The 15,171-nt window shown below is 71.5% G+C and carries 12 protein-coding genes; 3 read left to right on the plus strand and 9 right to left on the minus strand.

The annotated features are described in order from the left end of the window. Positions 1 to 41 precede the first annotated feature (41 nt). The 3 genes from ACTIGN_RS20320 to ACTIGN_RS20330 all read right to left on the minus strand — a co-directional run bounded on the left by ACTIGN_RS20320 (position 42) and on the right by ACTIGN_RS20330 (position 3,676). Entirely contained in the window at positions 42 to 2,144 is a 2,103-nt protein-coding gene (locus ACTIGN_RS20320; protein WP_439627187.1) for a LamG-like jellyroll fold domain-containing protein, read from the minus strand. A 180-nt stretch (positions 2,145 to 2,324) separates the two neighbouring features. After that, positions 2,325 to 3,083, minus strand: coding sequence for a hypothetical protein (locus tag ACTIGN_RS20325; RefSeq protein WP_439627189.1), 759 nt, complete (start codon positions 3,081 to 3,083; stop codon positions 2,325 to 2,327). After that, on the minus strand, positions 3,083 to 3,676 hold the full coding sequence (locus ACTIGN_RS20330; protein ID WP_439627191.1) for an RNA polymerase sigma factor: 594 nt from the start codon (positions 3,674 to 3,676) through the stop codon (positions 3,083 to 3,085). The genes ACTIGN_RS20325 and ACTIGN_RS20330 overlap by 1 nt, the downstream gene beginning before the upstream one ends. 668 nt (positions 3,677 to 4,344) lie before the next feature. Between ACTIGN_RS20330 and ACTIGN_RS20335 the strand changes: the two genes are divergently transcribed. Continuing rightward, positions 4,345 to 4,503: a hypothetical protein gene (locus tag ACTIGN_RS20335; protein ID WP_439627193.1), complete on the plus strand. Its 159-nt coding sequence runs from the start codon at positions 4,345 to 4,347 to the stop codon at positions 4,501 to 4,503. A 29-nt stretch (positions 4,504 to 4,532) separates the two neighbouring features. Here the strand turns inward: ACTIGN_RS20335 and ACTIGN_RS20340 are convergent, their stop codons facing one another. The 6 genes from ACTIGN_RS20340 to ACTIGN_RS20365 form a co-directional block, all read right to left on the minus strand. Beyond that, on the minus strand, positions 4,533 to 6,275 hold the full coding sequence (locus ACTIGN_RS20340) for a serine/threonine protein kinase (protein ID WP_439627194.1): 1,743 nt from the start codon (positions 6,273 to 6,275) through the stop codon (positions 4,533 to 4,535). Positions 6,276 to 6,435: 160 nt separating this feature from the next. Beyond that, positions 6,436 to 10,026 carry a hypothetical protein gene (locus tag ACTIGN_RS20345; RefSeq protein WP_439627196.1) on the minus strand — a complete coding sequence of 1,197 codons (3,591 nt, stop codon included), beginning with the start codon at positions 10,024 to 10,026 and terminating at the stop codon, positions 6,436 to 6,438. A gap of 16 nt (positions 10,027 to 10,042) precedes the next feature. Then, positions 10,043 to 10,567, minus strand: coding sequence for a KdsC family phosphatase (locus ACTIGN_RS20350; RefSeq protein ID WP_439627198.1), 525 nt, complete (start codon positions 10,565 to 10,567; stop codon positions 10,043 to 10,045). Between the two features lie 103 nt (positions 10,568 to 10,670). Continuing rightward, a complete protein-coding gene (locus ACTIGN_RS20355; protein ID WP_439627200.1) occupies positions 10,671 to 11,714 on the minus strand; it encodes a KpsF/GutQ family sugar-phosphate isomerase in 1,044 nt (347 codons plus the stop codon). Positions 11,715 to 11,884: 170 nt separating this feature from the next. Next, entirely contained in the window at positions 11,885 to 12,958 is a 1,074-nt protein-coding gene (locus ACTIGN_RS20360; RefSeq protein ID WP_439627202.1) for an NADH:flavin oxidoreductase/NADH oxidase, read from the minus strand. A gap of 83 nt (positions 12,959 to 13,041) precedes the next feature. After that, the gene (locus ACTIGN_RS20365) at positions 13,042 to 13,278 is read right to left on the minus strand and encodes a hypothetical protein (protein ID WP_439627204.1); all 237 of its coding nucleotides are present in this window, start codon (positions 13,276 to 13,278) and stop codon (positions 13,042 to 13,044) included. A 395-nt stretch (positions 13,279 to 13,673) separates the two neighbouring features. On the opposite strand from ACTIGN_RS20365, the gene ACTIGN_RS20370 reads away from it, so the two are divergent. Further along, complete coding sequence (locus ACTIGN_RS20370; protein ID WP_439627206.1) at positions 13,674 to 14,363, plus strand: BON domain-containing protein; 690 nt, start codon at positions 13,674 to 13,676, stop codon at positions 14,361 to 14,363. A 220-nt stretch (positions 14,364 to 14,583) separates the two neighbouring features. Then, positions 14,584 to 15,057, plus strand: a complete 474-nt coding sequence (locus ACTIGN_RS20375; RefSeq protein ID WP_439627208.1) for a hypothetical protein — start codon at positions 14,584 to 14,586, stop codon at positions 15,055 to 15,057. The last annotated feature ends 114 nt before the right edge of the window (positions 15,058 to 15,171 follow it).

Raw genomic sequence — 15,171 nt, forward strand, 5'->3', positions numbered from 1 at the left:
TGAAGGCGGGTCGCGGGTGATTGTACGAGGTCGGCCGCGGGTCACTTCTCGGCGGCCGCGAGCCGCGCGGCGAGGTCCTCGGCGGTCAGCACGCGGTCGTACACCGCGACCTCGGCGACGCGCCCCTCGAACCCGACGCCCTTGTCCGGCCGGCCGCCGATCACGATGCGGTCCGGCTTCGCCTCGCGGGGCAGCTTCGCGTCGATTTCGAGCTGGCCGTTGAGGTACACCCGCACGCGGTTCCCCTCGCGGGTGAGTGCGGCGTGCGCCCACGTCCGGTACGGCACCGCGGTCTTGGCCGACTGCACCCCGGCCCCCTTCAGCGAGGTCGAGAACGCGACGCGGTCCGGGCCGCCCTTCTTGCCGGCGAGTTCGAGCGCGTCGCCGGCCCCGTCGCCGTCGGCCAGCGAGAACACCACCCCGGTGACCGACCGCACCTCGGCCGGGAACCCGTTCCAGAACCACGCCTCGACGGTGTAGGTGTCGCCGAGCGGCGGGAGCTTCGCGAGCACGCGGCCGCCGGCGAAGTGGGCCGCCCGGTTCACCGGTGCCTGCCCGTCGAACGGCCGCGCCACCGGGCCGGCGAGCCCGAACACCACGCCGGGCTCGTACTCGCCCGGGAACTTCCCCGCGAGGTCGGCGGCCCGCGCCGGGGTCAGGTCGCCGAGCCGCCAGTACGCGACCGGCTTGTCGGCCAGCACGCGCTTCGCGTAGGCGTCGGCCGCCGCGTCCGGGAGCGCGAGCCGCTTCTTGCCGGCCACCTTCTCGAGCAGCCCGACGACCGCCTCGGTGACCCTCGCCTCGGCCCCGACCTCGAGCGCCGCGGACCGGGCCGGCCACGTCGTGTACCCGCCCAGGACGTGCTGCTCGGCCGGCGGGATGTACCCCTCGGCCCCGTTCGCGAGTTCGACGGTGAACGTGAGCGGCAGCGGGCTCTGCGCCTTGATCTTCAGGCCGGTGAGCGCGAACACCTCGTTCGGAATGGCCGCGATGCCGAGGTCGCCGACGCGGACCGCCTGGAGCCTCAGCTCGCGCCGCGGGTCGGCGTGCATCAGCACCGCCTCGCGGGCGTAGATCTCCGGCTGCGTCTTCGGCTTCGCGCCCTTGAGCCCGTCCACGACCTTTTGCGCCCACGCGAGCCGCTCCTTGTCCGGCAGGCGGCGGTCGAGCGTGAGCGTCTGCTCGGCCATCGCGAGCGGAACGTCGGTGCGGTACTCGATCCCCTTGAGGGCGGCCTCGGCCTTCTCGGCGACCGCGGCGGCGTAGTCGTCGATCGCCAGCTTCACCTGCGGCCTGCCGTAGTCCATCCAGTGCAGGTCGCCGGCGGTCCCCTGCGACATGAGCGCCACGAACTTCGAGTCCTTGTCGGGGCCGGCGACGCGCTTCTCCAGGGTCGCGCAGAACCGGCCGAAGTAGTCGGCCGACACCGCGGGGGTGCCGAAGTAGTGCATCGAGAAGTTCGCCAGCACCGCCAGCGGCTTGTCCCCGGCAGTGCGGACGGACAGGAGCGACAGCCACGGGTCGGTCGGGCCGGACGGGCCGACGAAGTCGGCGTGCAGGTGGCCCGGGTGCATGTTCGACCGCACCGTCGGCTTGCCGAACGGGTCGTTCCGCACCTTGTCGGACCGCAGAATCCACTGGCGGTTGTTGGTCAACTCGGGCGCGGCGACGGCGGCCCACCCGGCCTTCGCGGGCGCGAGGTTGGCGACCGCCTGCCGCACGGCCTGCACGATCTGCCGCTCGAGGAACGGGGCGTAGTTCGGGTCCGGGTCGGAGCCGAGGCACCCCATGACGGCCGGGGCGGTGTGCGTGTGGGTCGCCGAGACGAGCTGCCGGTCGGCGGGGATCTTCGTCTCGCCCGCGACCAACTCCTTGACGCGGTCGAGGAACTCGCGGGGCATCATGCAACTGTCCACGACGACGACCGCGAGGCGGGTGGTGCCGTCGTCGAGCACGAGGGCCCGGGCGTGGAGCCGGTCGCGGGCCTGGGTGCCGGTCGCCTCGACGAACCCGCAGTTCACCACGACCGGGAACTTCTCGGGGGTGACGTCCACCGACGCGGCCCCGGCCCGGAACTGGACCTCGGCGGCCGGCGCGTGTGCGGTGAAAGCGAGGAGCGCAGCGAGTGCGAGGAGGCGGGGCATGCGGCACCGTGCGGGGCAGGGGACGGGCGGGGCCGTCCATCTTGGCCGATGCAACCGGTGCGGGCAACGGGGAAGTGTGGCGAGAGAGGCGAGCCGGTGGCGTCAGCGACCGGAATTTGGTGAAACAGTTCTCCGGTCGCTGACGCTCCCGGCTCGCCCCGCGTCACGGCCGGGCCTCGGTCACAGCCGTGCGGCAGTGTCGCCGGTGGGGCGGAGGAACGGCTTGAGCGGCTGGTCGCCCTCGCCGACCGGGTGGAACGTGTGGACGACGACGTACTTCACCCCGCGGTGCTGCGGCCCCTCGATGACCGTCGCCATCGTGAGCGAGGCGTTCGTGTCGCGGAGCCCGTTCAGGTTCGCGGTGCCGTCGGTGCGGAAGAAGTAGAGCTTCGCGAACCCGGACTGCGTCGGGTGCCGGAACACGGCCACGGGCACGTCGGCCCCCTGCACCCGCTCGGTGCCGAGTGTCACCAGCAGGTCGGTGTTGAACGGCAGCGGGAGCTGGCCGGGGAGCTTCTGCTGCGCCAGCCACGCGGCCAGTGCCGCGTCCGGGTTCTGGAGCTGCGCGTCGGCCTGGACGAGCATGTCGTTGGTGTCGATCTTCGGCCGCGACACGCTCACCACGCCGGCCCCGATCCCGACGGCCAGCAGGACCGCCGCGGCCGCGGACGCGACCTGGTACGCCTTCCGGCGGATCAGCGTGCCGTGGTACGTGGACGCCTGCGACACGAGCGCGTCGCGGAGCCCGGCGGGGACCGGCACGCCGCCCCGCATCACCGACGCGACGGCGCGGTCGAACCCGAGCGCGGCCTGGGCGTCGGCGGCGCACGCCGGGCACCCGGCGAGGTGCCGGTCGAGGTCGGCCGCCACGTCCGCGCCGAGTTCGTCGCCGGCGGGCCGGCGGAGGCGGAGGTAAAATTGTGCGTCGCGGCACAGCATCAGAGCACCTGGTTTCCCGCCCGCGGAACCGCCGCGCTGGGGGCTTCCTTCTCGTTCCGCCTTTCGGACCGCTCCACCGCTTCGCCGTGCGACCCGTTCGCATTCGGGGGGGAGAGCATCGTTCGCAAGTACGCCTTCGCCCGGGCCAATCGCGACATCACCGTGCCGATGGGCAGTTCCATCTGTTCGGCGATGTCACGGTAGCTGAACTCCTCAAAGTAGAACAAGATCAACGGCGTCCGGAACCCCTCGTCGAGCTGGTCGATGGCCTGCTGCAACTTGGCCGGGTCGATGTCCGGCGTCGGGTCGGCGTCGCGGCCCGGCAGGTCGCCGACCGCGTCGAGCGGGACGATCCGGTGCCGCTTGTCGTCGCGGACCTTGTGCAGGTACAGGTTCCGGAGGATGCGGAACAGCCACGCCCGGGCCCGGTCGGCCTCGCGGAGTTGCCCCATCCGGACGAACGCCTTGCCGAACGCCTCCTGCGTGAGGTCCTCCGCGTCGGCCGCCGACCCGGTGAGCCGGTAGGCGTAGCGGTAGAGGGCCTCGTAGTGGGCATCGATCAGAGCGTGCAGTCCGTTGGCGGCCAGCCCCATCGCCCGTCCCCTGAACCTCTGAACCCGAACCGGGTCAGTTTATTCCCTGTTCGGGGTATTCGCTCGGGAATCGACGGGCTTGAATTCGGCGGACTCATTCGGCGGCAGAGGACCGAGGTTAGAAGATCAGACGGCGATTCGCGGCTCTATCCGCGGCCCTTTGCCCTCTCCTCCCAGCGGCTTCACAGAAAATTCCCGTCCCGGGATTTTTTTCGGGAATACGCTCGTCGGTTTTGTATCAATGTGTGCGAGGGTGTGACCCGGGAGGCCGTTCCGATCCTGCTGAGGCGTCGTAAAGCGTAACCGTGGAATGGGTTGCGAACGACGCGGCGGCGGATCGGGTGCAAAGCGGCAATCTTCCGCGTCCACTACCCCAAAAACAGACGGTCGGCGGCAGGATTGTCCTGTCCCGAATAGAAACCTCTGTTGTTCAACCCTGTGGCCACAGTTCCGGAGTTTCCCATGAAGAAGGTTGCACTCGCCCTCGTGTTCGCCCTGAGCCTCGTCGGCGTCGTCGGCTGCGGCGGCACCACCGCCACCACCGGCGCGAAGACCACCAGCGCCAAGTGAATTGACTGAGCCTTATGGCTCACGGGCCGGCCGCTTGTGCCTTCGGGTGCGGGCGGCCGGTTTTGGTTTTTTCCGGCAGGCGAACGCAGAGGTGACTTGTGAAGCGAATCCGGTTCCGAACGGCCCTTCTCGGCGTGCTGCTCGTCGCGGGCCTGCCCGGGTGCGGCGGTTGTGCCGTCGAGCGCGACAAGAACTCCGACCTGGACCGCCCGAAGGTGCTGAGCCGCCCGACCGACAAGCCGAACTCCGGCCGCTGACGCTCGCGGCTCGCCCGGAACCAGGGCGCTCACTTCAGCGTGAGTGCCGGTTCCAGCCACACGGCGTGTGCGTGGCTGTGGTCCCCCGGGCAGCGGACCTCCAGTTCCAACCGCGAGACGGTCCCGACGTCCACCTGGAACGGCTGCGCGTCTTCCCTCACGCGGACCGGCTTCGACTCCCACTTCATTGCTCCGTCCCCCCGGATCACGAACACGAGTGGCGTCGGCGTCTGGCCGCCGGTCGTGTCGTTGACCGCGACGGTGCCGGTGAGCAGCTTGGCCCGGAGGTGGATCTCGTAGCGAACGGTCGCGGACCCGTTGGCCGGCGGGTGCATCGAGAGCCCGTGCGGCGACGGCTGCCCGTTCACCACGATCGCCTCGTTCCCGAAGCCCAACTGCCCGCCCTTGCCGAACTGCCCGTGGCCGACGCTCGGGTCGTGTTCCGGGAGTTCGCCCAACCAGACCTTCCGGCCGACGGGGGCCTGCGCCTGCCGCACCGGGGCGGGCGGCTCGCCGTCCGCGGTCCGAACGGGCGCGGCCGGCCGAAGGGCGAAGTACAACCCGGCGACGGCGGCGACCGCGAGGGCGACGCACAGCCCCGCGACGAGCCCGACCGACGGCTTCCACCCCGCGGCGCGCACCGGGACCGGATCGGGCCGGGACTGCTTGACGGTCAGGGTCGGCGACTCGGCGTCGAGGTTCAGGCCCGTGTCGAGCGCCCCCTGCTCGGCCGGCGGGGCTTCGACGGTCAGGATGTCCTGCGACGGCAGCGCCCGGAGCAGTTCGTCGGGCGTCTGGAACCGCTCGTCCGGGGCCTTCGCCATCATCTTCTCGACGATGTCGGTGAGCTGGACCGGGAGGTCGCCGCGGGTCTTCTGGATGGGCTCCGGGGTCCGCATCTGGTGCCACAGCATCTTCTGCGCGACGGTGCCGGAGCCGAACGGGGGCCGGCCGGTCAGGCAGTAGTAGAACGTCGCGCCAAGCGAGTAGATGTCGGCCCGGTGGTCCACCTCGGCGGTGTTGAGCGCCTGCTCCGGGGCCATGTAGTCGAGGGTGCCGACGACCCGGTCGGGCTTGCTCCCGACGCCGCTCTCGGGGCCGGTGAAGAACCGGGCGAGGCCGAGGTCGAGGATCTTGACCACGCCGGCGTCGGTGACCAGGAAGTTGCTCGGCTTGATGTCGCGGTGGACGAGCCCGGCCTCGAAGGCGTGCTGGAGCCCGAGGGCGGCCTGGCGCAGGAAGTCGATCGCCCGGTGGGCGCCGAGCGGCCCGTCCCTCGCGACGACGTCCTCGAGGGTCCGGCCCTTCACGTACTCCAGCACGAGGTAGTGGACCCCGCTGTCCTTGGCCGCGTCGTAGGCGTGGACGATGTTCCGGTGGTCGAGCCGGGCCAGCGCGCGGGCCTCGTTGTAGAAGGCCTCGACGGTGTCCTTGTCCTCGGCCATCCGGGGCGGGAGCACCTTGATGGCGACCTGGCGGCGCATCCCGGGGTGCTCGCACAGGAACACCTTCCCCATGCCGCCGACGCCGAGGACCGCGAGCACCTTGTACCGGCCGATGAAGAACCCGCGCCACCGGCCCCGGAGCAGTTGCTCCGCCTGGAACGGGGTGAGGAGCTTGTGCCGGACGAGCGCGGCCGCGAGCTGCGGCGGCTCGTCGAGCTCCCCGGCCGGTGAGTGCTTCGCCAGGAATTGATCCAACGTTGCCACGTCGATCAGATTGCTCTGTGCGACGAGGGCCGTGAAGTCCGAGCGCGTGGCAGGTGTTCCCATAAACGTTTGGGACTGCGTTAGAGAGGGCAGGCGATCCGGGCGGCACGGTTCCGGTGGTTGATGGGGCGAGCAAAAACCAGACCGTGCGACGGCTGAATTCTAGACTGGAATCCGGACGGATGCGAGTGGGCGGACGCGCAAAATTCCGGCGCGCCGCATTTTATGGAGCCGTTCTTCCCCGCCCCGCCTCACTTTTGGGCGCGGGCCGCTGCGGGGACGCCCCCGGGGACAGTGTTCCGCCCAGGCTGCCCTCGACCTTGTAGTGGTTCGTCGCCCGGTCGAAGATAATCTTCTTGCCCGTTTGATCGTTGCCGCTGAACCGGTTCTTGATCCGGGCCGGGACCGAGCCCTCGCCCACGAAGATGACCGTCTTCCCGACGACCTCGATCGTCTCCCCCCAGCCGTCGTACTCCTGGCTCTGGAGGTAGGCGTTGCCGGTCGCCTTCATGTGCTGCTCGGTCGGCTGGTTCGGCCGGGCGTGCGACCACACGACGAGCTGGTCGGCGCACGACAGGGTCGTGGCCTGGGGCGGGAGCTTGTGGGGCTCGACGACGAGGTCCGGGTTGTCGGTGGGCAGGTCGATGACGCGGACCGAGTCGTAGAACGTCGCCTCGCGGTACACGCCCCCCTTGTCCTTGGCGAGCATGGTCCCCGAGAAGTTCACGATCGTGAGCTTCATCTCGGACCCGCCCGGTTGCGGCGGGGCCCCCGGGGCCGCGGCCTTGGGCGCGGGCGGCCCGGCCGCGGCGTCCTCCTTCGACCCCTGCTGCCACGTGCGGACGATGCCCGGGCCGGCGGCCCGGAGGAACTTGTACGGCTCGCCCCCGCCGGCGTCGCGCACCTGGGCCCGCAGCGTCAGCTCGCGGGCCTCGATCCGCTGCCGCCGGGTCGGGCTGCCGGTCCGCGGGTCGCGGTCGAGCTGGTCGAAGTACACCTGCTTCTCCTGGGCGCTCTCGGCGGTGTCGGCCGGGGCCGGGTAGCAGTACACGACGTCGAGCTTGGCGCTCTCGTCCTTCTGGCCGGGCGCGGCCGCCGGGCGGTTGGCCTGCGACAGGTAGACCGGGCGGTCGAAGTTCACCTGGAGCGTGTGGCACGTCACCCACCCGGTCCCCTGGGCGGCGGTGACCTTGCCGAAGAAGTCGGCGACCTTCTTGGCCCCCTGGAACTTCATGCCGTCGCGGAAGTGGACGACAACCGGCTCGGGCTGCTTGAGGGCCGAGCCGTTCAGGTCGCTCGACGCGGGCATGACCAGCGACCCGCGGCCCTCGATGGTCGCGGAGTTGTGCAACTGGTCGATGACGACCTTCGGGCCGACCAGCGACGTGCCCTCGTTGTGGACCTCGCCGGGCCGGTCGTCCCACCCGAACACGGTGAGCACGCTCCCGTCGGGGGTGCTGTCGATGAGCATGCGGCTGCCGAGGATGTCGGTGCCGCGGGGCTTGGTCGCGTCCACCGGGTCCTGGTGGACGGTGACGTTCCCCTCGCACCGGGCCTTCTCCATCTGGTACTTCATGCCGCCGGCCGGGTCCGCGGCCGCGCCGGGCTTCGGCGGGGCCGGGGGCTTCGCGGCCGGGAGCCGCGTCACCCACGTCTCGATGGTGCGCGCCCGGAGCTTCATCGGGGGCTTCGGCGCCTGGACCGGCTTTGGCGGGGCCGGCGCGGGGGCCGGGGCCGGCGGCTGCATCGGCTTCGGCCCGGCCGGGGCCGCGGGCGCGGCCGGGGCGGCCGGCGGGGGCACGTCGCGGAACAGCGTGTTCAGGTGGTCGGCCTGCTCGATGTCCATGTCGGCCGAGTGCGCGCTGACGTCCGCGAGCGCCTGGAGCCGGTGGGGCTGGCTCCGCGACGGGCCGGCGGCCGGGCCGGGGCCGGCGTTCGCGGCCCGCGGCGGCGCCATCAGCCACAGCTTCAGCACCTTGCCCTTGAGCCAGAAGTCGGCCTTCACGTCCTCGAACTTGGCCCCGTCGTTGAACGTGTACAGTTCGATCTCGCGGCCGTCGGTGGCCTCGCGGGACTGGACCATCGAGGTGAGCCACGTCGCCTTGACCGAGGTGGCGTTGGTCGCGGCGTCGTACAACTCGATCGACCCCGGGCCGAGGACCGTGGCCTGCATCTTCCGCGGCACGTCGGCGGGGGTGCCGTCCGGGTTCGGCGGCTGGTCGATGACGAGCACGGCCGGCTGCTTCGGGCCGCCGGCGGTGAGCACGTTCCGCTGCTGGACCGCGTACAGTGGCGTGCCGGTGAGTTGCGTCCGCGACGCGGTCGAGTCGAACACGAGGTCCTGCCCGTAGGCCTCGAGCTGGTCGCCGTCGGACGACACGGTGAGGAACCGGCCGGCGGTGTACGTCCAGGCGTGGAGCTTCTTGAACTTCGCGCCGCCCGGGGCCGCCTCGCCCGGCTTCGCCGCGGGCCTGGCGGGGGCCGCCGGGTCCGGGGCCGCGTTCCCGGTCGGGTTGCCGTTGAACTCGAGTTCGAGCACCTGGCTGAACAGTGTCTGCGTGCCGGCCCGGGGCGGGACCTTCGACACCTGCACGTCGTTGGGCAGGTTCGGGTCGGCGAGCGGGAGCACGTCGAACCGGGCGAGGTTCTTCTCGGCGTCGTACACGAACGGCCCGCGGGTCTCGACCTGGAGCAGGTCGCGGTTGAGCCCGCGAGTGGCCTGCGCGCCGTGGAACAGCCCGCCGCCGACCGCCGCCAGGCCCGCAGGGGGCTCGGCGGTCGCGCCCGGCTTGGCGTCCGGCCCCGCAGCGAACCCCTGCCCGCCGCCGCCGACCCACAGGTTCATCACCACCTTTTCGAGGAACTCGACCCGCTGCACGCCGCCGAACCCGGCGGACCCGGCGTTGGGTTGCTTCTTCGGGGCCGGCTTCCCGGGCTGGTTCGGCGGTTCGAGGTACACTCGGAGCCCGACGGCGGTGACGGTCGGGGGCGGGAGCCGCTTGCCGCCGAGGACCGCGGCGACCGCGGCGGGGGTCCGCACCTCCTCGGCCGTGGCCGGGGCCGACGCCGCGGGCTCGCCGGGCTGCCGCGGGAGGTTGCTCCGGTCCACGATCTCGACGGCCGCGTCGGTCCAGATGTCCGGGCCGGTGGCCGGGGGCGCGCCGGGCGGCACCTTCGGGTCGCGGTAGAACATCGGGCCGACGGTCCTGAGCACGAGCCGCCGGTTCGGGTCGGCGGACCGCTGGTTGTTCGTGACGTGGACCTTCCCGGCCCGCTGGTACGCGTCCGGCACGGCCTGCTCGGGGTCGCTGATGAGTTCGAGCCGCACGAGCTTGGCGCTGTTCATCTCGGTCGCCGACTGCACCACGCGGTCGAACTCGAGCACCGCCCGGTCGGCGTGGATGGTGCTGATCTCGGTGACCTCGCCCGGGGCGCGGAGGTGCTCGGGCCGCGGCTTGCCGAACATCGCGATGCTGAACGGGGAGAGGGTGACCCGGTTCGAGTTCGGGTTGCTCGGCGGGCTCCCCGCGGCGAACACGATGGTGGTGTCGCCCTGGAGGAACCGGAGCTGGGTCGGGTAGTGGGCGGACTCGGCCTCGGGGCACTTCTCCCCGAACGCGACCTTGATGAGTTCGATCGTCGGGGACGTGAGCCGGACGGGGGGGACGCACGTCGGGTCCTTCGACGCGGCCAGCATCCGCTCGGGGAGCAGCGGCAGGCCGTCGAGCCAGCCGTAGGCCTGGGCGTAAACGACGTACGCCGCCGCGAACGCAGCGAACCCGCCGACCAGCATCAGGATTCGCCGCGGAGTCATACCGCCTCGGCCTCCGTCAGCCGGCGTACCGGCCGACCACCGTGTCCCACTCGCCACGCAGTTTCAGCAGCCACTCGATCAGGTCGCGGACCGCCCCGCGGCCGCCGGGAACGGCCGTCACGTGGTGGGCGACCGCCCGCAACTCGGGGCACCCGTCGGCCACCGCGACCGCGAGCCCGACCCGCCGCGCGACGGGCACGTCCGGGAGGTCGTCGCCGATCGCGCACACCTGGTCCGCCCGCAGGCCGGTCGCGGCGAGGACCGCGTCGAGGGCCGAGACCTTGTCGTCCCGGCCCTGGAGCACCGGCGCGACGCCGAGTTCCGCGGCCCGCCGCTCGACCGCCTTCGACCGCCGCCCCGACACGATGGCCGACCGCTTACCGAGGCCGTGCCACAACTTCAACCCGGACCCGTCGCGGACGTGGAACCGCTTGAGTTCCGCGCCCTCGTCGGTGTAGACGATGCTCCCGTCGGTGAGGACGCCGTCCACGTCGAGCAGGAGCAGTTCGATCTTCGCGGCGCGCTCGGCAAGGTCGGTCATCGTGTTACCTGGAGCCCGCGTCCTCATTGGTGGGGCAGGCATTCTTGCCTGCCTCGTGAGGCCTGGCAGGCAAGAATGCCTGCCCCACCTGTGCCTATCCACCCTATGCGGTCATGCGGTCCACCAGCCGAAGCGCCGGGCGGGTTTCGGCCCCGGCGGCCGCGGGTTCGAGACCGATCAGGTCGGTTATGTCGAGCATGCCGACCGGGCGGCCGTCGGCGTCCGCCACCGGCAACTCGCTGATCTTTCGGCTCCGCAGCAGGTCGAGCGCCTCTCCGAGCTTCGCGTCCGGCCCGATCACCACCGGGTTCCGCGTCATAACGTGCCCGATCGGCGAATCCAGCGCCGCGTCCTGGCGGGCCTCGAACAGCCGGGCGAGGTCGCTGTCGGTGAACAGGCCGGTGAGGCGGCCGGTCGCGTCGGTGAGGATGATCGCGCCGGTCCGGCGGCCGGTGTGGCGCACCCGGGCGAACACGGTGCGGACCGTGTCGGCGTCCGGGGCGATCCGCAACTCGGGGCCGTGCCGCATCCAGTCGGAGACGTTCGCGAGCCGGCGGCCGAGGCTCCCGCCGGGGTGGAACCGGGCGAACTGCTCGGGCGTGAACTGCCGCTGTTCGAGGAGCGAGAACGCGAGCGCGTCGCCCAGCGCCATCATCACCGTGGTGCTGGTGCTCGGCGCGAGGGCGAGCGGGCACACCTCGGTGATCTGGCCGTAGACGATGGCGGCGTCGGCGGTGCGGGCGACGGTGCCCTTCGCGTTGCCCGAGATGGCCGCGAGGCCGGCCGAGAGCCGCCGGAGCGACGGCAGCAGTCGCACCAGTTCGTCCGACTCGCCGCTGTGGGACAGGAGCAGGGCGACGTCGTCCGGGTGGACCATCCCGAGGTCGCCGTGGATGGCGCGGGTGGCGTCGAGGGTGTACGCCCGGGTGCCGGTCGAGTTCAGGGTCCCGGTGATCTTCTGGCCGACGTCGGCCGACTTGCCGACGCCGACGACCGCGACCCGCCCGCGGCACCGGAACAGCATCGCGACGACGGCGTCGAAGCTGTCGTCGAGCCGGTCGGCGACGACGGCCAGCGACGACGCCTCGGCGCGGAGCACGCGGCTGGCGTAGGAACGGGCGTTGAACGGCGTCGGGGCCGGGGTCATGGGCACGTCCTTGTGCCGGGAAGGTGTGCGTCAGAGCGGGAGAGATACCGCGGGGGGCCGGGAAATGCAACCGCAAGCCGGGGTGCTGTCGTGTTGGGCGAACCCTGAGCGCCAGCGAGGGGGTGCGCTTCACCCCCTCGCTGGCGCTCAGGGTTCGCCCTGTTGGACCGTCACCACGCGCGGCCGTACTGCTTCGGGGTGAAGCCCTCGGCGGTCCAGCCCAGCGCGCGTGCGGCGTGCGCCGGCCAGTACGGGTCGCGGAGGATCTCGCGGGCGAGCAGCACCATATCGGCCTGGCCCGTGCGGAGGATCGTCTCGGCCTGGTGCGCCTCGGTAATCATGCCGACCGCGGCCGTCGGGACCTTCGCCTCGCGCCGAATGCGTTCGGCGAACGCGGTCTGGTAGCCCGGCCCCACGGGAATCTTCTGGAGCGGCGACGCCGCGCCCGAGCTGCAATCAATCAGGTCGATGCCGGCCTCGCGGAGTAGGACCGACAGCCGCACCGACTCCTCGATGGTCCATCCGCCCGGCACCCAGTCGGTGCAGGACAGCCGCGCCAGGATGGGAAAGTCGGCGGGGAGCAACGCACGCAGGTCGCGGGCGATGCGGAGGACGAGCCGGGTGCGGTTCTCGAACGACCCGCCGTACTCGTCGGTCCGCTTGTTCGCGAGCGGCGTGAGGAAGGTGTGGAGCAGGTAGCCGTGCGCGCCGTGGATCTCGATCAGCTTGAACCCGGCTTCGACGGCCCGCGTCGCGGCCGCCTTCCACTGCTCGCAGACGTTGTCGATGTCGGAAAGGGAAAGCTGCCGCGGGACCGGGTAGCCGTCGGTGAACGGCACCCCGCCGACGCCGACCGGCTGCCACCCGCCGTCGGCCGGTGCGACCGCCTTGCCGCCGGCCCACGGGGCGGCCGTCGAGCCCTTCCACCCGGCGTGCGCGAGTTGGACGCCCGGCACCGCGCCCTGGTCCGCGATGAATTTCACGATCGGCTTCCACGCGGTGACGTGCTCGGTCTTCCAGATGCCGGTGTCGCCGGGGGAGATGCGGCCCTCGGCCGAGACCGCGGTAGCCTCGGCCATCACCAGCCCGGCCCCGCCGACGGCCCGCGAGCCGAGGTGGACGAGGTGCCAGTCGCCGACGGTGCCGTCGGGCACGCTGTACTGGCACATCGGCGACACGCCGATGCGGTTCCGGAGGGTCACGCCGCGGAGGGCGAGGGGCTCGAAGAGAAGCGGCGTGTGCATGTGGTTCCCGGTGCGCGGCGGGGGCTGCCGCACCCGGGATACCGCAACGAATGTGCCGCGCTTTCAGCGGCCGGGGACGGGGGTCACCACCAGCACCCGTCGGCGTCGAACTCGCGGCCGGCGTCGCCCTCAGGGAGGACCGGCCCGGCGGCGGCGGCGGGGCGGGGCGGGCACGCGCGGCCCGGCGCGTGCGCTTCGAGTCGGAGGCCGCGCTGGATCAGCGCCTCCATCTCGTCGGGGCGGGGCGCGGCGGTCGCCGGGCAGTCGGGAACGAACGAGTGCGGGCGGTCCATTGTGGTCGGTCGCGTAGCCTTTGACATCGTTCTGCTCCGCAGTACGGGTCATCAAGGGGGGAGAGGGCGTCACCGCGCGGAATGAGAGGGTGTCCTCCGGGCGTACCTCGCTCAGCGTGAGTGGACTGTAGAGTTTACCGCCGATCCGTCCGGGACCAAATGAAAAGTCACCAGATCGTGCGACTGAACGTGGTTAACCACGCGACTTGAGGGGATCTGGCGCGACGGTCCCGATCCGACCACGCACCCGCTCGGGTTCACCGGGTTGGGCGTGTCGCCGGGAATGCGAGTGTCGTGCGGGGCGGGGCCCGTCGCGGGGCACCTCTTTGTGCCGCGGTTTATTTGCCGGGCTCGGGTTCCGGGGGCATGATTCGTCGCGTTCAACGAATGGCGCACATTCTCATCGAACAAGGAGGTTTGTCGTGAAAGTGCGTGCCCTGTTCCCGCTCGCCGCTGCCGCGGGCATCTGGTTCCAAGGCTCCGTCCACGCCGACCAGCCGGCGGCGCTCCCCGCGACGGTCGCCAACCCCAACCAACACCTCGCCGACGACGTCGCGGGCCGCCTCCGGGCGACCAACGCGGTCGACGGTGCCGACCTCAGCATCTCGGCCCAGGACGGCGCGGTCACCCTGACCGGCACCGCGAAGGACGCGGCCCAGCGGGCCGAGATCCTGCGGGCCGTGCAGGGCGTCAAGGGCGTGGTCCTGGTCCGCAACGGCGTCCGCGTCGCGGGCGAGGTGGTCCAGGTCCAGGACGCCGCCGTCCCGGCCCCGGTCGCCCCGCTCCCGCTGGCCCCGCAGGGCGGCCCCCCGGGATACGGGCCGATCGTCGAGCCGGTGCCGCTCGGCGTCCCCGGCCAGTTCTCGCCGGACATGCAGGCCCCGAACCTGCCCCCGCACGCGTGGCCGACCTACGCCCCGTACAACAACATCAGCCGCGTCGGGTACCCGACCGCGTACCCGTACAACGCCTTCCCGTTCATCGGCCCGTACTATCCGTTCCCGAAGGTCCCGCTCGGCTGGCGGAAGGTGACCCTCGAATGGGACGACGGCCACTGGTACATCGGCCGCAACTCCGCCCCGCAGGACTACTGGCGCGTGAAGTTCTGGTGAGCCCTGTTCACGCTCGACGCTTCGAGTTCAACGCTCAAAATTGAAGACCACGGCCCCGGTTCCGCCACAGGTGCGGGGCCGGGGTTTTTGCCGTTGAACATTGAACTTTGAACTCGAAACTCCGCGAGCGATCGGCCGGCCACGCTTCGAGCCTCATCCGAGCTTGTGTGATTCGCACGGGTCGGTATGGTCGCGAGCAACCCACCAGTAGGTGTTGCCCATGCCGGTCCGCCGCCCGCTCCTGGCGCTCGCCCTCGCCTCGGCACTGACCGGGTGCGTGAGCGCGCCCCCCAACGGCCCGATTGCCCTCTACAGCCCCGGCGCACAACCAGTCAGCGGGAAGGTGCCGTGCGACGCCAACTACGCCCTCGTGGCCCGCGACGAGAACGGACCGCGGGATGCGTTCGGCGAGCACCACCTCCGGAGGGGCGACCGGGTCGGGTTCCGGGTGGAGACCGACGGCTCGGTAACCGCGGTCGCACCGGGCTACTCGCTCACGCTTCCGGCCGGTTCGTATGCGTGGGAAGTGGTGGCCGCGTCGGCACCGACAGAGCGAGACCTGCTGCGGTGCGACGCCCGCAGACACGCCCTCACGGCGGCCAAGGTCGCCGGCGTCGTGTGCGTCGGTGCCTTGGCCATCATCCCGGTCTTGGTCGTAATTGCGTTCGCGAGTTCGAGTGGCGGCTACCTGTGATCGCGCTGTCCCTGGCTCCCCGGTGAGTGTTGCAAATGCCGACTCGTCGCCCGATCCTCGCGCTCGCCCTGGCCTCATCCCTGACTGGGTGCGTCAGCACGGTGCCGAACGGCC

Origin of the sequence: Gemmata sp. (assembly GCF_051859125.1) — a bacterium.
Taxonomy (GTDB): Bacteria; Planctomycetota; Planctomycetia; order Gemmatales; family Gemmataceae; genus Gemmata.